General features: G+C 73.0%; 18 protein-coding genes and 1 riboswitch. Of the genes, 5 read left to right on the top strand and 13 right to left on the bottom strand.

Features of this window, described 5'->3' with window-relative positions:
- Positions 1-54: 54 nt before the first annotated feature.
- Together NYO98_RS06850 and NYO98_RS06845 are read right to left on the bottom strand one after the other, a co-directional pair.
- Positions 55-483: an OsmC family protein gene (locus NYO98_RS06850; RefSeq protein WP_268110810.1), complete on the bottom strand. Its 429-nt coding sequence runs from the start codon at positions 481-483 to the stop codon at positions 55-57.
- 81 nt (positions 484-564) lie between these two features.
- Positions 565-708: a hypothetical protein gene (locus NYO98_RS06845; RefSeq protein ID WP_268110809.1), complete on the bottom strand. Its 144-nt coding sequence runs from the start codon at positions 706-708 to the stop codon at positions 565-567.
- A 184-nt stretch (positions 709-892) separates the two neighbouring features.
- Between NYO98_RS06845 and NYO98_RS06840 the strand changes: the two genes are divergently transcribed.
- From NYO98_RS06840 to NYO98_RS06820, 5 genes are all read left to right on the top strand, one after another.
- Positions 893-1,717, top strand: coding sequence for a formate dehydrogenase accessory sulfurtransferase FdhD (locus NYO98_RS06840; RefSeq protein ID WP_268110808.1), 825 nt, complete (start codon positions 893-895; stop codon positions 1,715-1,717).
- 59 nt (positions 1,718-1,776) lie between these two features.
- Positions 1,777-2,979, top strand: a complete 1,203-nt coding sequence (locus NYO98_RS06835; RefSeq protein ID WP_268110807.1) for an exonuclease SbcCD subunit D — start codon at positions 1,777-1,779, stop codon at positions 2,977-2,979.
- On the top strand, positions 2,976-5,960 hold the full coding sequence (locus NYO98_RS06830) for an AAA family ATPase (RefSeq protein WP_268110806.1): 2,985 nt from the start codon (positions 2,976-2,978) through the stop codon (positions 5,958-5,960). The genes NYO98_RS06835 and NYO98_RS06830 overlap by 4 nt, the downstream gene beginning before the upstream one ends.
- Positions 5,961-6,156: 196 nt before the next feature.
- On the top strand, positions 6,157-7,677 hold the full coding sequence (locus NYO98_RS06825) for a TldD/PmbA family protein (protein ID WP_268110805.1): 1,521 nt from the start codon (positions 6,157-6,159) through the stop codon (positions 7,675-7,677).
- Entirely contained in the window at positions 7,677-9,074 is a 1,398-nt protein-coding gene (locus NYO98_RS06820) for a metallopeptidase TldD-related protein (RefSeq protein WP_268110804.1), read from the top strand. Before NYO98_RS06825 ends, NYO98_RS06820 begins: the two co-directional genes overlap by 1 nt.
- Before the next feature lie 7 nt (positions 9,075-9,081).
- Here the strand turns inward: NYO98_RS06820 and NYO98_RS06815 are convergent, their stop codons facing one another.
- From NYO98_RS06815 to NYO98_RS06765, 11 genes are all read right to left on the bottom strand, one after another.
- A complete protein-coding gene (locus NYO98_RS06815) occupies positions 9,082-10,383 on the bottom strand; it encodes a serine hydrolase domain-containing protein (RefSeq protein WP_268110803.1) in 1,302 nt (433 codons plus the stop codon).
- A gap of 26 nt (positions 10,384-10,409) precedes the next feature.
- The gene (gcvP, locus tag NYO98_RS06810; RefSeq protein ID WP_407673892.1) at positions 10,410-13,178 is read right to left on the bottom strand and encodes an aminomethyl-transferring glycine dehydrogenase; all 2,769 of its coding nucleotides are present in this window, start codon (positions 13,176-13,178) and stop codon (positions 10,410-10,412) included.
- Positions 13,179-13,337: 159 nt separating this feature from the next.
- Positions 13,338-13,444: riboswitch (glycine riboswitch) on the bottom strand.
- A gap of 95 nt (positions 13,445-13,539) precedes the next feature.
- A complete protein-coding gene (locus NYO98_RS06805; protein WP_407673869.1) occupies positions 13,540-14,151 on the bottom strand; it encodes a MerR family transcriptional regulator in 612 nt (203 codons plus the stop codon).
- Between the two features lie 384 nt (positions 14,152-14,535).
- Complete coding sequence (locus NYO98_RS06800) at positions 14,536-15,003, bottom strand: bifunctional nuclease family protein (protein WP_268110800.1); 468 nt, start codon at positions 15,001-15,003, stop codon at positions 14,536-14,538.
- Positions 15,004-15,056: 53 nt separating this feature from the next.
- The gene (gene ftsR / locus NYO98_RS06795) at positions 15,057-15,797 is read right to left on the bottom strand and encodes a transcriptional regulator FtsR (RefSeq protein WP_268110799.1); all 741 of its coding nucleotides are present in this window, start codon (positions 15,795-15,797) and stop codon (positions 15,057-15,059) included.
- Positions 15,798-15,800: 3 nt separating this feature from the next.
- Complete coding sequence (locus tag NYO98_RS06790) at positions 15,801-16,313, bottom strand: FHA domain-containing protein (protein ID WP_268110798.1); 513 nt, start codon at positions 16,311-16,313, stop codon at positions 15,801-15,803.
- 149 nt (positions 16,314-16,462) lie between these two features.
- A complete protein-coding gene (gene gcvH / locus NYO98_RS06785; protein ID WP_268110797.1) occupies positions 16,463-16,849 on the bottom strand; it encodes a glycine cleavage system protein GcvH in 387 nt (128 codons plus the stop codon).
- A 67-nt stretch (positions 16,850-16,916) separates the two neighbouring features.
- Positions 16,917-17,717, bottom strand: a complete 801-nt coding sequence (locus tag NYO98_RS06780; RefSeq protein ID WP_268110796.1) for a DUF881 domain-containing protein — start codon at positions 17,715-17,717, stop codon at positions 16,917-16,919.
- Positions 17,718-17,728: 11 nt separating this feature from the next.
- Positions 17,729-18,061: a small basic family protein gene (locus tag NYO98_RS06775; RefSeq protein ID WP_254182985.1), complete on the bottom strand. Its 333-nt coding sequence runs from the start codon at positions 18,059-18,061 to the stop codon at positions 17,729-17,731.
- On the bottom strand, positions 18,058-18,966 hold the full coding sequence (locus NYO98_RS06770; protein ID WP_268110795.1) for a DUF881 domain-containing protein: 909 nt from the start codon (positions 18,964-18,966) through the stop codon (positions 18,058-18,060). Before NYO98_RS06770 ends, NYO98_RS06775 begins: the two co-directional genes overlap by 4 nt.
- The gene (locus tag NYO98_RS06765; RefSeq protein ID WP_407673868.1) at positions 18,959-19,558 is read right to left on the bottom strand and encodes a CDP-alcohol phosphatidyltransferase family protein; all 600 of its coding nucleotides are present in this window, start codon (positions 19,556-19,558) and stop codon (positions 18,959-18,961) included. Before NYO98_RS06765 ends, NYO98_RS06770 begins: the two co-directional genes overlap by 8 nt.
- Positions 19,559-19,561: the final 3 nt, after the last annotated feature.

Genomic DNA, 19,561 nt, shown 5'->3' with positions numbered 1-19,561 from the left:
TCGCCACTGGACTACCCCGCGGTGCGCCCCTCGACCGCGACCAGGCGCAGGCAATCAGGACACCGGGTCGTAGACCACGTCCTCGCCGAGCTGCACGGTCCGCGAGACCGTGCACAGCCGGTCGCGCGACATCTCGATGGCCGACTGGACGCGCTCGCGGGCGGCGTCGCCGTCCGGTCCCTCCGGGAAGGCGACGTCGAACGAGACCCTGATGCCGGTCAGGTGGTTGCCTGCCGCGTCCCGCACCTTGTGGCCCTCGGCGTGGACGTCGAACGTCGTGCTCGAGGTGCGCTTGTGCGTGATGGCCTCGACGTCGAGGGCGGTGCAGCCGGCGATCGCGGTGAGGAGCAGCTCGATCGGCGTGAAGTCGGGGTCCGCTCCCCCGGTGCCGAAGAAGGTCTCGCCACCGCGGGCGTTGGTCGCCTTGAACCTGGCCGGGCCGATGCGGGTGAGCTCGACGCTGCGCAGGGTGTCGTCCGTCATGACGAACACCCTGCCAGAGCGTGCTCGGGCAGGGTGTCCGGTCCCCGACGGTGGGGTCCGCGGACGACCTCGCAGAGGGGGTCAGCGGGTGACGCGTCGCGCGGCGCGTCGGGCGCGGCGCTCCTCACGGAGGGCGATCTCCACGTCCCGCAGGAGAGCGTGGTCCTCGGTGGAGCGCGCTCGTGAGTCGACGAGGCGGAGAGCCAGGTGCAGCTGCGGGTTCATGGGAGATCTGTCCTTCCGAGGGCGTCCGGCCCTCATGTGACGAGCAGTGGGTGTAAGAACTAACCGCTCCGTTGCGGCTCTTACATCCTAGGGAGCGGCAGGGTCGGGGCGGGCATCCTCGACGGGGTGATCTCGACCACCAGCCCCGCGCCGGTGCGGGCGTGCCCGGGCTAGGGTCGGAGGGGTGACGACCCAGCGAGCGCGACGCCCCGGACCCTCCGTCCGCACGCGCGTGGTGGAGCACACCGACGCCGCCGAGGTGGCCCGTGAGGACCGGCTCATCACCGAGGAACCGCTCGAGATCCGCGTCCGCGCGGGAGCGTCCGGCCCCCGTCGCGCGTGGGTGACGATGCGGACGCCCGGACACGACTTCGAGCTCGCCGCCGGCTGGCTCGTCAACGAGGGCCTCGCAACGGCCTCGTCCATCAGCCGGGTGGCCTACTGCACCGACGCCGAACTCGACCCCGAGCAGGAGTTCAACGTCGTCACGGTGGACGTCGGGGGCGTGACCGCGCTCCCCCACCGGCACGAGACCACCTCCTCCGGCTCGTCGGCCTGCGGCGTGTGCGGCAAGGACAGCGTGCTCGAGGCGCTCACCACCAGGACGTCACGACCCTGGGCCGGCCCGCGCCCCGACGCGTCCGTCGTACGTCGCCTGCCGGAGGCGCTCCGCGAGCGACAGACCCTGTTCGCCCGCACCGGCGGCGTGCACGCGGCGGGTCTCGCCGACGCGCTCGGGACGCTCTCCGTCGTGCGCGAGGACGTCGGTCGCCACAACGCCGTCGACAAGGTCGTCGGGTCCAGGGTGCTCGCCGGCGAGCCGGCCGCCGCGGCGTGCCTGGTGCTGAGCGGGCGGGTGGGCTTCGAGCTCGTGCAGAAGGCGGCGGCCGCCGGCATCGGGTCGATCGTGGCGGTCGGCGCGCCGACCAGCCTGTCGGCCCGGCTGGCCGCCGAGGCGGGCATCGACCTGTGGGGCTTCACGTCCGCGGGGCGCACGGTGCGCTACTGACGCGTCCCCGGGCGGCGTGGTGGGCCGACCCTGTCGGTGCCGCGATCTAACGTCGTCCCGTGCGCATCCTCCACACCTCCGACTGGCACCTGGGGAGGTCCTTCCACCGCGAGGACCTGCTCGGCCACCAGGGTGCGTTCGTGGACCACCTCCTCGAGGTCGTCGAGCACGAGGAGGTCGACGTCCTGGTCGTGGCCGGTGACGTCTACGACCGGGCGCTCCCCCACGTCGACGCCGTGGCGCTCGCCGACGAGGCCTTCGCGCGCCTCGCCGCCTCCCGCGCCCAGGTCGTGGTCAGCAGCGGCAACCACGACAGCGCGCGACGCCTGGGCTTCGGCTCGCGGCTGATGGACGCGGCCGGCGTCTTCGTCCGCACCGACGCGTCCTCGGTCGGCACCCCCGTCGTGCTCCCCGACCGCCACGGCGACGTGGCGATCCACGCGATCCCCTACCTCGACCCCTCGGCGCTGCACGAGCCCTGGGCGCTGGGCCGCCGCAGCCACGAGGCAGCGCTCGCGGAGGCGATGCGGCGGGTCCGAGCCGACCTCGCCGCGCGCGGCCCGTCCGCCCGCAGCGTCGTGCTCGCCCACGCCTTCGTCGCCGGCGCGACCCCGTCGGAGTCCGAGCGCGACATCAGCGTCGGCGGGGTGTCGCGGGTCGCGACCAGCCTGTTCGACGGGATCGACTACACCGCCCTCGGCCACCTGCACGGGCCCCACGTGCTCGACGAGCGCCTGCGCTACTCCGGGTCCCCGTTGGCCTACTCCTTCTCCGAGGCCGAGCAGGTGAAGGGGTCGTGGCTGGTCGACCTCGACGCCGCCGGGTTCGCGTCGGCGACCTGGGTCGAGGCCCCGGTCCCGCGCCGGCTGGCCCGGATCTCCGGCGCGCTCGAGGAGCTGCTCGCAGACCCGGCCCTCACCTGCCACGAGGACGACTGGGTCCAGGTCACGCTGACCGACGCCCGCCGTCCGCTGCGCGCGATGGAGCTGCTGCGTCGGCGCTTCCCCCACACGCTCGTCCTGCAGTTCCCGACCCCCACCGTGGACGCCCTCACGCCCCCGCGGCCCGTGCCCGGCACGAGCGACCACGACATCGCGCTCGACTTCGTGCGCCACGTCCGCGGGTCCGACGCGACGCCCGGTGAGGCGACCCTGCTCCGCGAGGCCATCGACGCCTGCTGCCACGACCCCGACCTCGACGTCCTCGTCGACGCGTCCGTCGGACCCGGCGCCGGTCCCGGCCGGGCGGGCGGTGCGCCGTGAGGCTCCACCACCTCCAGGTCGTCGGCTTCGGCCCCTTCGCCGACCCGGTGTCGGTCGACTTCGACGCCCTGTCCGACGCCGGGCTCTTCCTGCTCAGCGGACCGACCGGGGCCGGCAAGTCCAGCGTGCTCGACGCCGTCTGCTTCGCGCTCTACGGCGACGTCCCCGGCGACCGGGCGGCCGCCAAGCGGCTGCGCTCCGACCACGCCGCCGACGACGTCGCACCACGGGTGGTGCTGGAGGCGACCCTGTCCGGTCGACGGTTCCGCATCGACCGCTCGCCCGCGTGGACCAGGCCCAAGAAGCGCGGCACGGGGACCACCACCGAGCAGGCTCGCGTCGTGATCTCCGAGCGCCGGCCCACCGACGACGGCCAGCACCTGTGGCACCCGCTGAGCACCCGTCTCGACGAGACCGGGCACCTCGTCACCCGGCTCGTCGGCATGACTCTCCCGCAGTTCTGCCAGGTGGCGATGCTCCCGCAAGGCCGCTTCCAGGCCTTCCTGCGGGCGCGGTCGGAGGAGCGCCACGCGCTGCTCCAGCAGGTCTTCCAGACCGGCCGCTTCGACCGCACCGAGCGGTGGCTGCGTGACCGCCGCGTCGCGTTGAGGCGCGCTTCCGAGCAGCACCGCAGCACGGTCGCCGACCTGGTGAGCCGGGTCAGCGAGGTGGCAGGAGACGGCGCGCCCGACGACTGGACGTCCGAGCCCACGTGCCTCGCGGGCTGGGTCTCCGGACTGGCCGCGACCGCGGCAGTGGCCTCACAGGAGCAGTCGGGGCACGCCGAGGAGGCCGCCGCCGCAGAGGCAGCGGCCGCCGCCGCCAGCGCCGCCGGCGCCGAGCTCGCCGGCCTCCAGGCCGCCCACGCCGACGCACGTCGTGACCGGGCAGCCCTGGAGGCCGCGAGCACGGAGCACGCCGACCGGGGCCGGCGCGCCGCGCTGGCCCAGCGTGCCGCAGCGGTGCGTCCGCTGCACGACCTCGCGCTCGAGTCGCGCTCCGCTGCCGACGACCTCGAGCGGAGGCACGCCGCGTCGGTCGCGTCCCTGGCCGAGGTGCTCGGGCTGGCGACCCTCGACGACCCGCAGGTCCTCGACCAGCACCGCGCTGCCACCCGTGCCCTCGACGACCTGGCCCGGGTGCGCCCGCTGCGACACGAGGTCGGCGACGTGGCGTCCGCGCTGGCCGACGCCGCGCAGCGACGCCAGGAGGTCGGGGCGCAGCTCGAGCACCTCGCCGCGAGGGCGGAGCAGGTGCCGCTGTCGCTGGCCGACCTCGAGCCCCGGCTCGCGTCCGCCCGCGAGGCGGTCACCGAGGCGACGTCCCTCGGGCGGGAGCTCGAGGTGCTCCGCTCGCGGGTGCGTGCCGCCAGGTCGGCCGACGCCCTCACCGCCGAGCTCGCCGTCGCCCGCCACGAGCTCGACGCGGCGACCCACACCCGCCTGCTGGCGCGCGAGGCGCTCGTGGAGATCCGCGAGCAGCGCCTCGACGGCATGGCCGCCGAGATCGCCCGCCAGCTCGCCGTCGGGGCGTGCTGCCCCGTGTGCGGCTCCGCCGACCACCCCTCCCCCGCCTCACCCGCCTCCGGCGCGCCCGACGAGGCCACCGAGCGGGAGGCCCGGCGCGAGGTCGACGACCTCGAGGTGGTCGTGGAGGCCCACGCACAACAGGTCCGCGGCCTCGAGACCCGACTGGCCGCAGCCCTCGCCGAGGCGGGTGATCCGCTCGACCGGCTCCTGGCAGCGGAGGCCGAGGTCCACACCCGCCTCGAGGGCGCCCGGGCCACGGCGGCCACGGTGGAGTCGCTCGCCGAACGGCAGCGCGTGCTGCTCGGCGAGCAGGACGACCTCACCCGTCAACGCGAGGCGCTCGCGACGACGTCGTCGGAGCTCGACACCGAGGTCGCCGTGCTCACCACCCGGCTCGAGGCGCTGCGGGAGCAGGTCCGCACCGTCCTCCCCGACGGCGCCGACCTCGACGCACTGGTCGCGCACCACCGGCGGGTCGTGGACCTGGCCGGCCGGTGCACCGACACCGCCGCTGGTCTCGCACGCGCCCGTGACACCGCCGAGAGCACCCGTCGGGCCGCCGACGCAGCCGCGTCCGAGGCCGGATTCGCGTCCTCCGACGACGCGGCGTCCGCGTGGCTCCCCGAGGGCGAGCTCGCCACCCTCCTCACCGCGATCGAGCGTCACGAGCACGAGCTGGCCCGCACCGCGGAGCTGCTCGCCGACCCGGACCTCGTCCGTGCCGGTGCCGCCGAGGCCCCCGACCTCGACCTGCTCGCCGAGACCCACCGCCTCAGCCGCGAGCGCGCGGCGACCGCCCGGCACCGCGACCTCGCACTGCGCGACCGGCTCGGCCGCCTGCGGGACCTCAGCGGTGAGGTCGGCGCCGCCCTCACCGCGTGGGAGCCGGTTCGCGCCGACCTCGACCTGGTCGGCGACCTCGCCGCGCTCGTCGAGGGCAAGCACCCCGACAACCGCCACCAGATGAGGCTGTCGGCCTACGTCCTGGCCCACCGGCTGGGCCAGGTCGTCGAGGCCGCCAACCTCCGGCTGTCCACCATGAGCGACCGCCGGTACTCCCTCGTCCACACCGGCCAGCGCGGTGCCGGTGAGACCCGAGGCGGTCTCAGCCTGCTGGTCCGCGACGACTGGACCGGCGACAGCCGCGACCCTGCGACGCTTTCGGGCGGCGAGACGTTCGTGGTCTCCCTCGCGCTGGCACTCGGGCTGGCCGATGTCATCACCCAGGAGGCGGGCGGCGCGGACCTCGACACCCTCTTCGTGGACGAGGGGTTCGGTTCCCTCGACGCGGAGACGCTCGAGGACGTGATGGACACCCTCGACACCCTCCGCGACGGCGGCCGGGTCGTCGGCGTGGTGAGCCACGTCCCCGAGCTGCAGACGCGCATCCCCGCGCAGCTGCGGGTCCACCGCGGACGCGCCGGGAGTCGCACCAGCCTGGTCCTCGCCTGACCTCCGGAAGGCATCAGCGTCATACGAACCCGACCCCACAGGTGCGGGTTCGTATGACGCGCAGGACGGTCGGAGCCCCCAGCGTCATACGAACCCGACCCCATAGGTGCGGGTTCGTATGACGCAGAGCGGGAGGGGCAGACCGACCGGCGGTGGTGGCGCGGCAGCGGACGGGACCTCCGCTAGGTTCGTGCCCATGAGTGCGCCCGGGCTCGACCCGACCTTCCACGACCTGCCGCACCGCCGGCTCGGCGAGGTGGCCCTCGCACGGGCCCAGGAGCTCGGTGCCAGCCATGCGGACTTCCGGTTCGAGCGCAACCGCTACCAGTACCTCGGCGCCCGCGACGGGGTCCTGCAGACCGCGAGCGACGCCGAGGACCTCGGCTTCGCCGTCCGGGTGGTCCACGAGGGTGCCTGGGGCTTCGCGTCCGGGGTGGTCCTGACCGACGAGGAGGCCCGCCGCGTCGCCGAGACCGCCGTGGCGGTGGCCCGGGTGGCCGCGACGATGACGACGACGCCCGTCGAGCTCGCCCCCGAGCCGGTGCACGACGACGTCACGTGGGTCTCGGGCTACGACGTGAACCCGCTCGACGTACCCACGCCCGAGAAGGCCGCGCTGCTGGTCGGCTGGACCGAGCGGCTGCGGGGCGCAGCGGCCGTCGCCCACGCCACGGCCTTCCTGCAGCAGGTGCAGGAGAACAAGTACTACGCCGACCTCAGCGGCACCCGCACCACGCAGCAGCGGGTCCGCCTGCAGCCCGGCTTCGAGGCGACCGGCGAGGACGAGCAGAGCGGCATCTTCGACTCGATGGCCTCCATCGCGCCGCCCGTGGGTCGCGGGTGGGAGTACCTCACCGGGTCCCACTGGGACTGGGACGCCGAGCTCGCCGAGGTCCCGGAGCTGCTCGCGGAGAAGCTGAAGGCCCCGTCCGTGGAGGCCGGCAGCTACGACCTGGTGGTGCACCCCTCCAACCTCTGGCTGACCATCCACGAGTCCATCGGCCACGCCACCGAGCTCGACCGGGCGCTGGGCTACGAGGCCAACTACGCCGGCACGTCGTTCGCGACCTACGACAAGCTCGGCACGCTGCAGTACGGATCACCCGTGATGAACGTGCGCGGCGACCGCACGCAGGAGCACGGCCTGGCGACGGTCGGCTACGACGACGAGGGGGTCCGCACGCAGGAGTGGGACATCGTCCGCGACGGCGTGCTGGTGGGCTACCAGCTCGACCGCTCGATGGGCCACCTCAAGCCGGAGCTGAACGACGGGAGGTCGAACGGCTGCGCCTACGCCGATTCCCCCGGCCACATCCCGATCCAGCGGATGGCCAACGTGTCCCTGATGCCCGGCACCGACGACCTCGGCACCGACGACCTGATCTCCCGCGTCGAGCGCGGCATCTACGTCGTGGGCGACAAGTCGTGGTCGATCGACATGCAGCGCTTCAACTTCCAGTTCACCGGCCAGCGGTTCTACAAGATCACCGACGGCAAGCTCGACGGGATGCTGCGCGACGTGGCCTACCAGGCCACGACCACCGACTTCTGGGGCTCCATGGAGGCCGTGGGCGGCCCCGACACGTGGGTCCTCGGCGGCGCCTTCAACTGCGGCAAGGCCCAGCCCGGGCAGGTCGCCGCGGTCAGCCACGGCTGCCCCACCGCCCTCTTCCGTGGGGTCAACATCCTCAACACCATCGACGAGGCGGGCCACTGATGACCTCCCTGCGCAGCACCCCCCAGCAGCTGGTCGAGCACGCGCTCGCGTCCTCGACCGCCGACGACTGCATCGCGATCGTCCGCGACGTCACCAGCGCCAACCTCCGCTGGGCCAACAACACGCTCACCACCAACGGCGTGATGACCGAGGTGTCGATGACCGTGGTCAGCTTCGCGTCCGTCGAGGGCGGCGTCGCCACGGGCTCGGTCTCGGGCAGCGCCTCCACCCCCGAGCAGGTCACGGCGCTTGTGCGGGCCGCGGACGCGGCCGCCCGCGCCAGCTCCCCGGCCGAGGACGCGGCCGAGCTCGTCACCGACGCCACCTCGCCCGACTGGGACACCGAGCCCGAGACGACCGACATCGGGGTGTACGACGCGTTCGCGCCGGCGCTCGGTGAGGCGTTCACCCAGGCCACCGCCGAGGACCGGCTGCTCTACGGCTTCGTCAACCACGACGTCGCCACCACCTACCTCGGGTCGACCCGCGGGCTCCGCCTGCGGCACGTGCAGCCCACCGGCCACTACGCGTGCACCGGCAAGGACACCTCGCTCACCCGCAGCGCCTGGACGGGCGGGGCGACCCGCGACTTCCGCGACGTCGACGCCGCCGCCATGGCCGCGACGGTGGCACAGCGGCTCGCCTGGGCGGAGCGGCGCATCGACCTCCCGGCCGGGCGCTACGACACCATCCTCCCGCCGTCGTCGGTCGCCGACCTGATGATCGACGCGTACTGGGGCGCGGGCGCCCGCGTGGCCCACGAGGGCGAGTCGGTCTACAGCCGCCGCGGCGGGGGCACCCGGATCGGTGACAAGGTGGCCGCTCCCGGCGTCAGCCTGTTCTCCGACCCGGCCCACCCCGGCCTGGAGTGCGCCCCGTTCGTGATCGCCGGCGCGTCCGACAACACCGACTCCGTCTTCGACAACGGGCTCGCGCTCGAGCGCACGGACTGGATCCGCGACGGCCTGCTGACCGGCCTGCTGCAGACGCGCCACTCCGCTGGGATGACCGGGCAGCCGGTCACCCCGATGATCGACAACCTGGTGCTCGAGGTGGGCGACGGGGCCGGCACGATCGAGGACATGGTGGCGGGCACGCAGCGCGGGCTGCTGCTGACCTGCCTGTGGTACATCCGCGAGGTCGACCCGCAGACGATGCTCCTCACCGGCCTGACCCGCGACGGCGTGTACGTCGTCGAGGACGGCGAGATCGTCGGGGCGGCCAACAACTTCCGCTGGAACGAGAGCCCCATCGACCTGCTCAACCGGTTCACCGGGGCCACCGACACGGTGCCCAGCTTCAGCCGGGAGTGGGGCGACGACTACTTCTCCCGCACGGCGACGCCTGCCCTCCGGATCCCCGACTTCAACATGTCGAGCGTGTCGCAGGGCGTGTGACGCGACCTCAGTCCCGGCCGCCTCCGCGGGGGTGGCCCCCGGGGATGTCGACCTCGGGATCGTAGGGCGTGCGGGTGTAGACGAACGTCGCGCACTCGAGGTGGTGGACCGACCCGTCGGGACGGCGTACGACGTCGAGGCGCTCGCCGCGGTGGTAGCCGAGCACGCCGACCAGCGACCCCTGCACCAGCTCGAACCGGTCGGTGACCACGTTGCCACGGGCCATCGCCCGCAGCTCGACCCCCTCGTTGTGCCAGCGCACGTCGTAGGCCGTGTTGCCCCAGAACCACACTCCCGGCACGCCGTCCGCCTCGGGCGGGACCACCACCGTCGGACGCCAGGGGGCAGGTCGGGCGTCCTCGGCGTCGGGGTCCCCCTCGATGAGCGAGACGGCGAGCTCGCGCGGGTCGATGCCCGTGGTCGCGTTGGCGAGCACCACCGCCCCGATGCCGCTGTCGGGGTCGACGTGGAGGGCCGCCAGGAACCCCGGCATCGAGCCGTTGTGGCCCACCAGCCGCCCACCCGGGTGCAGGCCCAGCATCAGCCCGAGGCCGTAGTCCGGCGTGACCGGCCGCTGCATCTCCTCGAGCGAGGACGCCGGCACCACGTCGGGTCGTGACCCACCGAGCACCTGCCCCCACGTGACGAGGTCGGCGAGCGTGGACCACAGCTGCCCGGCGGGTGCCATCGCCCCCGTGTCGGTGAGCGGTTCGTGCACCCGGATCCCGGTGAAGTGGTCGACGCTCCAGCCCGGCTGCGCGCCGGGCCGGGGCAGGTAGGACGTCGCCCGCATCGCGAGGGGGCCGAGCAGGCGCTCGGACACCAGGGCACGCCACGGCGACCCGAACCGGCGGGCCACGACCTCGCCGAGGAGCCCGTAGCCGAGGTTCGAGTAGTGGAACCAGGCGCCCGGGGGTGCCACGCGACCGCTGCCGTCGTTGGCCGCGGCCAGGGCCGCGAAGTCGCCGCCCCGGGTCCGCTCCCACCACGGGCCGCGTGGCTCGCTCTGCATGCCCGACGAGTGCGCGAGCGCCTCGCGGACCGTCACCTCGCCGTACCCGACGTCGCCGAGGTGCGCGGCGAGCGGGTCGTCGAGGTCGAGCAACCCCTCGTCGCGGGCCTGGACGACCAGCAGGGCCGTCATCGTCTTGGTGATCGACCCGATGCGGTACTGGCCGTCGAGCCCGGGCGCCTGCCCGGCCCCGCCGGCCCACACCGCGCCGTAGCGGTCGAAGACCGCACCGACGACGGAGGTCAGGCGCCCCTCCGCCTGCGCGACGTCGAGCAGTCGCTGCCGCTGGTCGCTCATGGACGCACCCTAGAGGGCGCCCCCGCTCAGTTCTCGGCGAAGGCCTCCGGCGGCGGGCACGCGCAGACCAGGTTGCGGTCGCCGTAGGCCTGGTCGATCCGCGCGACGGGCGGCCAGTACTTGTCGGGGTCGATGCCGCGCGGGAACACGCCCACCTCGCGCGAGTAGGGACGGTCCCAGTCACCGACGAGCGCGCGGGCCGTGTGCGGCGCGTGGCGCAGCGGCGAGTCCTCGGGGCTCCACTCCCCCGCCTCCACGCGCGCGATCTCCTCGCGGATCGCGATCATCGCGTCGCAGAAGCGGTCGATCTCCGCGAGGTCCTCGGACTCGGTCGGCTCCACCATCAGCGTGCCGGCCACGGGGAACGACATCGTGGGCGCGTGGAAGCCGTGGTCGACGAGCCGCTTGGCGACGTCGTCGACGCTCACGCCGCTGGCCTTGGTGATGCCGCGCAGGTCGAGGATGCACTCGTGGGCGACCAGGTTGCCGTGGCCGCGGTAAAGCACCGGGAAGTGGTCCCCGAGGCGGTGGGCGACGTAGTTGGCCGACAGGACCGCGACGGCGGTCGCGCGGGTCAGGCCCTGCGCGCCCATCATCCGGATGTAGGCCCACGTGATCGGCAGGATGCCGGCGGAGCCGTAGGGCGCGGCGCTGACGGGGCCGATGCCCGCGCGCTTGTCGGTGTCCGGGTGCCAGCCGTGGGAGGGCAGGTACGGCGCCAGGTGGGCGCGTACGGCGACCGGGCCGACGCCGGGGCCACCGCCACCGTGCGGGATGCAGAACGTCTTGTGCAGGTTGAGGTGGGAGACGTCGCCGCCGAACTCGCCGGGGCGGGCCCAGCCGAGCAGCGCGTTGAGGTTGGCGCCGTCGACGTAGACCTGACCACCGTGGTCGTGGACGATCTTGCAGAGGTCGGTGATGGTGTCCTCGTAGGCCCCGTGGGTGGACGGGTAGGTCACCATGATCGCGGCGAGGGTCTCGGCGTGCTGCTCGCACTTCGCGAGCAGGTCGTCGAGGTCGACGGACCCGTCGTCGGAAGCCTTCACCACGACGACCTTCATCCCGGCCATCACGGCCGACGCGGCGTTGGTGCCGTGGGCCGAGGACGGGATCAGGCACACGTTGCGTCCCAGGTCGCCGTTCGCGCGGTGGTAGCCGCGGATCGCCAGCAGGCCGGCCAGCTCACCCTGCGAGCCGGCGTTGGGCTGCACCGAGACCTTGTCGTAGCCGGTGACCTCGGCCAGCCACCGCTCGACGTCGTCGACGAGCTCGCGGTAGCCGGTGGCGTCCTGGGCCGGGGCGAAGGGGTGCAGGTCGGCGAAGCCGGGCAGGCTGATGGGCTCCATCTCGGTGGTCGCGTTGAGCTTCATCGTGCAGGACCCGAGCGGGATCATGCCGCGGTCGAGCGCGTAGTCGCGCGAGGAGAGCCGGTGCAGGTAGCGGAGCATCTGCGTCTCGCTGTGGTGGGAGTTGAAGACCTCGTGGGTCAGGAACTCCGAGGTGCGGCGCAGGCCCTCGGGCAGGCCCGAGCGCGACCCGTTGCCGGTCGGCGCGACGCCGAACGCCCGCAGCACCGCCGCGACGGTCGAGGGGCTGGTGCGCTCCGACGTCGACAGGCCGACGTGGTCGACGTCGATCGACCGCAGGTGCAGCCCGACCTGGCGGGCCGCTGCGACGACGTCACCCGCGCGGCCCGGAACGGCGACCGTGAGCGTGTCGAACCAGGTGCCGTTGACGACCTCCACTCCCCCGGCGCGCAGCGCCTCGGCGATGCGGCTGGCGTGGTCGTGGGTGCGCTGGGCGATCCGGCGCAGCCCCTCCGGGCCGTGGTAGACGGCGTACATCGACGCCACGACGGCGAGCAGCACCTGCGCGGTGCAGATGTTGGACGTCGCCTTGTCGCGGCGGATGTGCTGCTCGCGGGTCTGCAGGGCGAGGCGGTAGGCCGGACGTCCTTCGGCGTCGACCGAGACGCCCACCAACCGACCGGGCAGGTGACGCTCGAGCCCGGCCGAGACCGACATGAAGCCGGCGTGCGGGCCGCCGTAGAACAGGGGTACGCCGAAGCGCTGGGACGAGCCGACCACGACGTCGGCACCGAAGGTCCCGGGCGCCTCGAGCAGGGCGAGGGCGAGGATGTCGGCCGCCACGACCGCCAGGGCGCCTCGCTCGTGGGCGGCGTCGATGACCGGGCGCGGGTCGCGGACGGCGCCGGAGGCACCGGGGTACTGGACCAGCACGCCGCACAGGTCGCCCTCGGGCAGGCCCTCGTCGAGGTCGGCGACGAGGACCTCGATGCCCATCCCCTCGGCACGGGTGCGGACCACCTCGATGGTCTGCGGGAGGGCGTCGGCGTCAACGACGAACGGTCCGGCCGCGTTGCGCTGCGCACGGCGTACGAGCGTCATCGCCTCAGCAGCGGCGGTGCCCTCGTCGAGGAGCGAGGCGTTGGCGGTGGGCAGGCCGGTCAGGTCGGCCACGACGGTCTGGAAGTTGAGCAGTGCCTCGAGGCGGCCCTGCGAGATCTCGGGCTGGTACGGCGTGTAGGCGGTGTACCAGGAGGGATCCTCGAGGACGTTGCGGCGGATCACCGCGGGCGTGATCGTCGCGTGGTAGCCCAGCCCGATCATCGCCTCGGCCGGCCGGTTCTGCGAGGCGAGCGTGCGCAGCGCGCGAGCGGTCGCCTCCTCGTCGAGGGGGTCCGGGAGGTCGAGCGCGGCGGCGGAGCGGATGCCGTCGGGCACCGCGGCCGTCATCAGCGACTCCAGCGACTCGTGTCCGATCGCCTCGAGCATGTGGGCGACGGCGGCGTCGTCCGGACCGATGTGACGGGCGACGAACTCGCCCAGCCCGTCGGCGGTGCTGGTGGAGGTCGGGGTGAGGTCGGGCACGAAGGCTCCCTGAGGTCGCTCGCTGGACCTCCCCCTCTGTCGGTCCGGTGACCTCCAGAGTGCCAACCCAGTGCGGTCCGGGTGCCTGAGAGGTTCCGGGGAGGAATTGCCCCTTCGGCGCGCGACGTCCGCTCGCTGACCGGGCGCCACGACTCTCCCGCATGGGATGTCGGCGGCACCGAGTCTAGCCAAGGACCACGGAAATGCCCGAGGCCGCCCGGTCGACGGGCGGCCTCAGGGAGGAACGGGAGGGTCGGAGCCGGGGTCAGCCGGTCTGCCGGGCGGCGCGGCGGGCGGCGAGCTCGTCGTTCGGCGCGGGTGCCGCCTGCTCGGCCGCGGTGCGCTCCGACGGCAGCTCGGCGAGCGTGCCCTCGATCTCGCGCCAGACACCGCCGATGGCGATGCCGAAGACGCCCTGCCCGCCCTGGAGCAGGTCGATGACCTCGTCGTTGCTGGTGCACTCGTAGACCGAGGCGCCGTCGCTCATGAGGGTGACGCGGGTCAGGTCGTCGGTGCCGCGCTCACGCAGGTGGGCGGTCGCCGTCCGGATCTGCTGCAGCGAGATGCCGGCGTCGAGCAGGCGCTTGACGACCTTGAGGATCAGGATGTCGCGGAAGGAGTAGAGCCGCTGCGACCCCGAACCGGCAGCGCCTCGGACGCTCGGCTCGACCAGGCCGGTGCGGGCCCAGTAGTCGAGCTGGCGGTAGGTGATCCCGGCGGCGTTGCACGCCGTCGGACCGCGGTAGCCGGTGTCGCTGGGGAGCGGCGAGACGTCGTCGTCGAAGAGCAGGCCCTGCTCCTCGGCGAGGCCAGCCGCCTCGGCCTCGGCCTTGATGCGGGCGGCGTCGGTGCCGTGCTCGTTCTCGTTGCTAGCCACAGTGACCCTCCAGGTCAGTTCCTCCGCTGAGCGGTAACTCCTGGGGGAAGGGCCCGCCCGGCCGCCGGGGGACCGACAACCACAACGGTGGAGTTACAACAGAGACAGTTCAACGTAAGCCTGATCTGGCGGGTTGTCCATCCACGAGGCGGCGTGTCGCAACCCTCAACCTCAGGTTGAGGGTGAGGGTCTCGCGGGCCCGCATCCGCCAACGTCATGCAAAGGCGAACCCATCACCGACGGTTCGCATGACGCAGCCGCGCCCGCATCAGCCAGCGTCATGCAAACGCGAACCCATCACCGACGGGTCGCATGACGCAGCCGGGACCCCGGAGTCTCGGGAGACCCCACGACGCGCGTACGCCGGCGGGCTGGCGCGACGGGTCAGTGGGCCTCGAAGTCGTCGGGCGAGACGTGGTCGAGGAACTCGCGGAACCGCTCGACCTCGTCCTCCTGCTCGGCGGGCACCGCGAGACCGGCCTCGTCCAGCACGGCCTCCGCGCAGACGATGCGCGAGCCGGTGCGCAACGCGAGCGCGATGGAGTCCGACGGGCGGGCACCGACCTCGGCCCCGCCGTCGAAGACGAGCTGGGCGAAGAACACCCCGTCCCTCATGTCGACGATGCGGACCTCGTCGAGCCGCTGGCCGGTGGCCTCGAGGACGTCGCGCATCAGGTCGTGCGTGAGCGGTCGGGGCGGCGTGACGCCCTGCTGGGCGAACGCGATCGCCGTCGCCTCCACGGCGCCGATCCAGATGGGGAGGTAGCGCTCCCCCGTCACCTCTCGCAGCAGCACGATCGGCTGGTTCGAGGGCATCTCGACGCGGACTCCGACGACGTCCATTTCGCGCATGCGTCCACCCTACTCACGTGCCCTGATCGGACGGCAGCGCCCGGGCAGGAGGCTCAGCCGCGGTCCAGACCGACCTTCACGAGGGTCGCGTGCAGGCGCACCGACAGCGCGGCGATCTCGGACGTGGCGTCCTCGGCGCGACCCCGGGCGGCGGCGTCGCGGCCCCGGGCGAGGGGGGCGACGACCTGCTGGACGAGCCCGACCTCGCGGTCCGCGGCCGTCTTGAACGCGCGCAGGTGCCGCGGCTCGAACCCGAAGTCGGCGAGCTCCCGGGCGGTCTGGGCGACGACGAGGGCGTCGCTGTCGAAGTGTCCGGTGCCGCTGCGGGCGCTCACCAGGCCGTACTGCTCGAGCTCGACCAGCAGCTCCTCGCTGATCTCGGCGACCTTGAGCAGCTCACGTCGCGAGAGCCGCAGGTCGCTGCTGCGCCGGAACGACTCCGGGCTGGGCAGGCCGTCCGCGCTCAGGGCCACCTTGGGCACGGTCGGCACGACCGACTCGATCGCCGGCGGCTCGAGGCCGCGGTCGATGGCGTCGAGGTGGTCGCCGATCACCTTCAGCGGCAGGTAGTGGTCACGCTGCATCGTCAGGATGTAGCGCAGGCGGGTCACGTCGTCCGCCGAGAACTTGCGGTAGCCGGCGGCGGTCCGCTCGGGCTTGACGAGTCCCTGGTCCTCGAGGAAGCGGATCTTGGGGATGGTGACCCCGGGGAAGTCCGCTCGCAGCTGGTCGAGCACCTGGCCGATGTTGTAGCGGGCGCCGCGACTCGAGCCCGCGGCCGTCGAGGCACTCACGGATCAGGTGGCCGGGTGGGAGGAGAAGAACACCAGGCGGTACTTCCCGATCTGGACCTCGTCGCCGTCGTTGAGCTCGACGGAGTCGATCCGGTCACGGTTGACGTAGGTGCCGTTGAGGCTGCCCACGTCGCTGACGGTGTAGCCCGTGCCGCTGCGGCGGAACTCCGCGTGGCGGCGGGAGACCGTGACGTCGTCGAGGAAGATCTCGCTGTCGGGGTGGCGACCGGCGCCCACGACGTCGACGTCGAGGAGGAACCGGCTGCCGGCGCTCGGCCCGCGCTGCACGACGAGGAGGGCGTGGCCCTCGGGGAGGGCGTCCACCGCCGCCGCGTCGACGGGGCTGAGCTGGCGGTCCGAGGACTCGCGCTGGTCCGGGGCCCCGAAGGTGATGGTCGCAGTGCTCTCGACCGGGCTCGCGCCCGTGTCCTCCCCCGCGAGCAGCTTGGTGCCGCACTGGGCACAGAAGCGCGCATCGTCAGGGTTCTGCTTGCCACAGGCGGTGCAGAACGGCATGGATACTCCTCGACGGATCGACGCTCAACCCTCAGCCGAGGGTTGAGGTTGACGGTTTCCCCGAACCTACCAGCCCGCTGGAGGCGACGACGGGTGGTCGGGGAACACCGGGCGACAGGTGATCGGACGGACCTGGTGGGTGGTGCGGCTCAGCCGTCCAGCCCGGCCTGGTAGGCCGCGGCGTCCATCAGGCCGTCGACCTGCGAGGCATCGGCGACGGACACCTCGAACAACCAGCCGGCCTCGTACGGGTCGCTGTTGACGAGCTCCGGGGTGGAGTCGAGGGCGGCGTTCGTGGCGACGACCTCACCGGTCACGGGGGCGTAGATGTCGCTGACCGACTTGGTGGACTCCAGCTCCCCGCAGGTGTCCCCCGCCGCCACCTGGTCGCCGACCTGCGGCAGGGAGACGTACACGATGTCGCCGAGGGCGTCCTGCGCGAAGTCGGTGATCCCGACCCGGACCGAGCCGTCGGTGTCACCGGGGCTGCGGACCCACTCGTGCTCGCTGGTGTACTTGAGGTTCTCCGGATACACGCGGACTCCTTGGCGGTGGGGCGTCGGGTGGGTGGGCGGTGCTGGGGGTGCGGGGGTGTCCGGCAGGCTACTGGCCGCTGCCGGGCTCCGCATACTCAGGTCGTTCGGCCTCGCGCACGCTGGTGATGTCGACGGACTCGAGCTCCTCGATCTTGACCGTCGCCCCGTCGTAGGTCTCCAGCGTCTCGACCGGCCCGGTCGAGAAGGTGAGCGCCGTGCGCAGGACGTGGGGGTCGCCGATCACCTCGAGGGTGTACGGCGGCTCGAGGAGCTGGCCGTCGAGCTCGATGCCACCCACCGCGCTGTCGAAGGAGCTGTCCGCCCCGACGCGGATCGAGTCGTTGAACTCCATCGCCTCGGCGCCGGCCGTGCGGAGCTCCTGGACGGTGTCGAGCAGCGACCCGACGTTGACCCGGCTGGACGACTCGGTGATCGTCATCCGCAGGCCGGGGCCGGTGACGGGCACCAGGCCGGCGATGATGTTGAGCGTCTTGACCCGCTGCTCGGCCTCGTCGAGGGCCGCGGACCGCGCCCGGCTCTCGTTGGTCAGTTCGTCGCGCCGGGCCTCGAGCCGGCCGACCTCGCGTCGCGCCCGCTCGGCCGTGCCGGTCAGGCCGTCGAGCACCTCGATCAGCTCGCTCTCGCGCAGGCCGCTGTAGGTGTCGTTGGCCTTCGTGTCCTGCACCTGTACGACGAACGCGAAGCCGAGGACGGCGAGCAGAACGGCGACGACGACCTGGCGTCGCGACGGGCGGACCAGGGCGTGGCGCAGGCGCTCGCGACCGGGCTCGGGGTCCGTGCGGTGCGCGGGATGGGCCTCGTGACCGGGCTGCGGGTCGGGCGTCTCGTCGGGCATGGGATCGGGCATGGGATCGGGGCTCAGGCGTGGAAGACGTGCCTGCGGATCGCGGCGACGTTGGAGAAGATGCGGATGCCGAGCACGACGACCACGCCGGTGCTGAGCTGGGACCCGACGCCGAGCTGGTCGCCGAGGTAGACGATCGCCGCCGCGACGACGACGTTGCTGACGAAGGAGACGACGAACACCTTGTCGTCGAAGATGCCGTCGAGGTAGGCGCGGAGCGCACCGAAGACCGCGTCGAGGGCGGCCACCACGGCGATCGGCAGGTAGTTCTGCAGGCTGAGCGGCACGTCGGGGGCGAAGGCCAGCCCGGCGATGATGCCCAGGAGCAGGCCAAGTGCGGCGATCACGGCGAGCTCCCCTCCTGTGCTGGTCCGCCGTAGGGTGCGGCGTCGAGCTCGATCACATCACGAAGGACGCGTTCGGGCGCAGCCGGCAAGCGGATGTCGTCGACATTCTCGGCCTCGTACACAAATCCGAAGTTGTTGACCCGGCCGAACCACTGCTGGCCCTGGTAGGTCTCCACCAGTCGGGCCTGGAGCGTGCGGGGGTCGCCGATCGCCGCGACGACGTAGGGCGCGTTGACGGGCCGCCCGTTGACGTGGATGGCCCGGCTGGTGTTGCGGATGCCGCCGAGCGCGTTGATCCGCTGGTCGTTGATCGCGACGGCCTCGGCGCCCGCCTCGAAGAGCCCGTCCACCAGGGTGGCCAGGTCCTCGTCGAGCACCTCGCCGTCCACGTCGCCTCCCGGCCGGTTGTCGACGGTGATCCGCACACCCGGGCCGTGGACGGGCGAGAACCCACTGGTCAGCTCGGCGCGACGCACCCGGGCCTCGATGTCCTCGAGGTCGGCCTGGGTGCCCGTGCTGTTGCTGGCGACCGCGGCGTTGAAGCGGGTCAGCCGGGCGACGTCGGCCTGCAGCGCGCGGACGTCGTCGCTGCGGCTGTCGATCTGCTCGACGAGCGCGGCCCGGCTGAGCTCGTTGGCCGGGGCCTCCCGGTCGGTCTGCACGGCGACGACCGCCGCCATGACGCCGAGCGCGGCGACGGCCAGCGCGCTCGACCAGTGGGGTCGCGAGGCCTGCGGTCGCGGTTCGCCGGCGTCGGCCCGCTTCTGGGCGACGTGGGCGTAGTCCTCGTCCATCGACCGGGCCGTGATCAGCGTCAGCAGCGGGGTCGTGACGTGCTCGGGCAGCGGGCGGCCGGTCTCGGGCCCGCCCGGCGCCGTCGACTCGCCGGCCCGGGTGTCAGCCATGGTCGGTCGCCGGTGACGTACGACGGGGGGTCTCACGCACCAGCGTGCGCACCTGCCAGGCGTAGAGGACCCCGGCCCACCAGTAGAGCCCGATCCCCCACCACGCGAACGCCCACCCGAAGTTGCGCGCGAGCGTGGCGACGATGCCGTCACCCTCGCCCAGGAGCAGCAGCGGGAAGGCGTAGAGCAGGTTGAACGTGGCGGCCTTGCCGAGGAAGTGCACGGGCAGCGCGGAGAAGCCGCGGGTGCGCAGGATCGGCACCAGGCCCCAGAGGAGGAGGTCGCGCAGCGGCAGCGCGATCGCGACCCACCACGGGATGATGTCGCGCAGGTAGAGGCCGACGACGACCGCCAGGATGTAGAGACGGTCGGCGACCGGGTCGAGCACCTCCCCCAGCTTGGAGTACTGGTCGAGGCGTCGGGCGAGCCACCCGTCGAGGAAGTCGGTGAAGCCGGCGACCATCAGCACGACGAGGGCGATCGCGTCGGCCTCGGGCCCGAGCACCAGCCAGAGGAAGAGGGGGACGCCAGCGAGCCGCACCACACTGATGATGTTGGGCACGGTCCAGACGCGAGAGGCTTCCTCGGACACGAT

The organism is Nocardioides pini, assembly GCF_026712185.1.
GTDB classification, from domain to species: Bacteria; Actinomycetota; Actinomycetes; order Propionibacteriales; family Nocardioidaceae; genus Nocardioides; species Nocardioides pini.
Note: the sequence above shows the minus strand (reverse complement) of the source record. Positions and strands in the feature narration are given on the sequence as shown.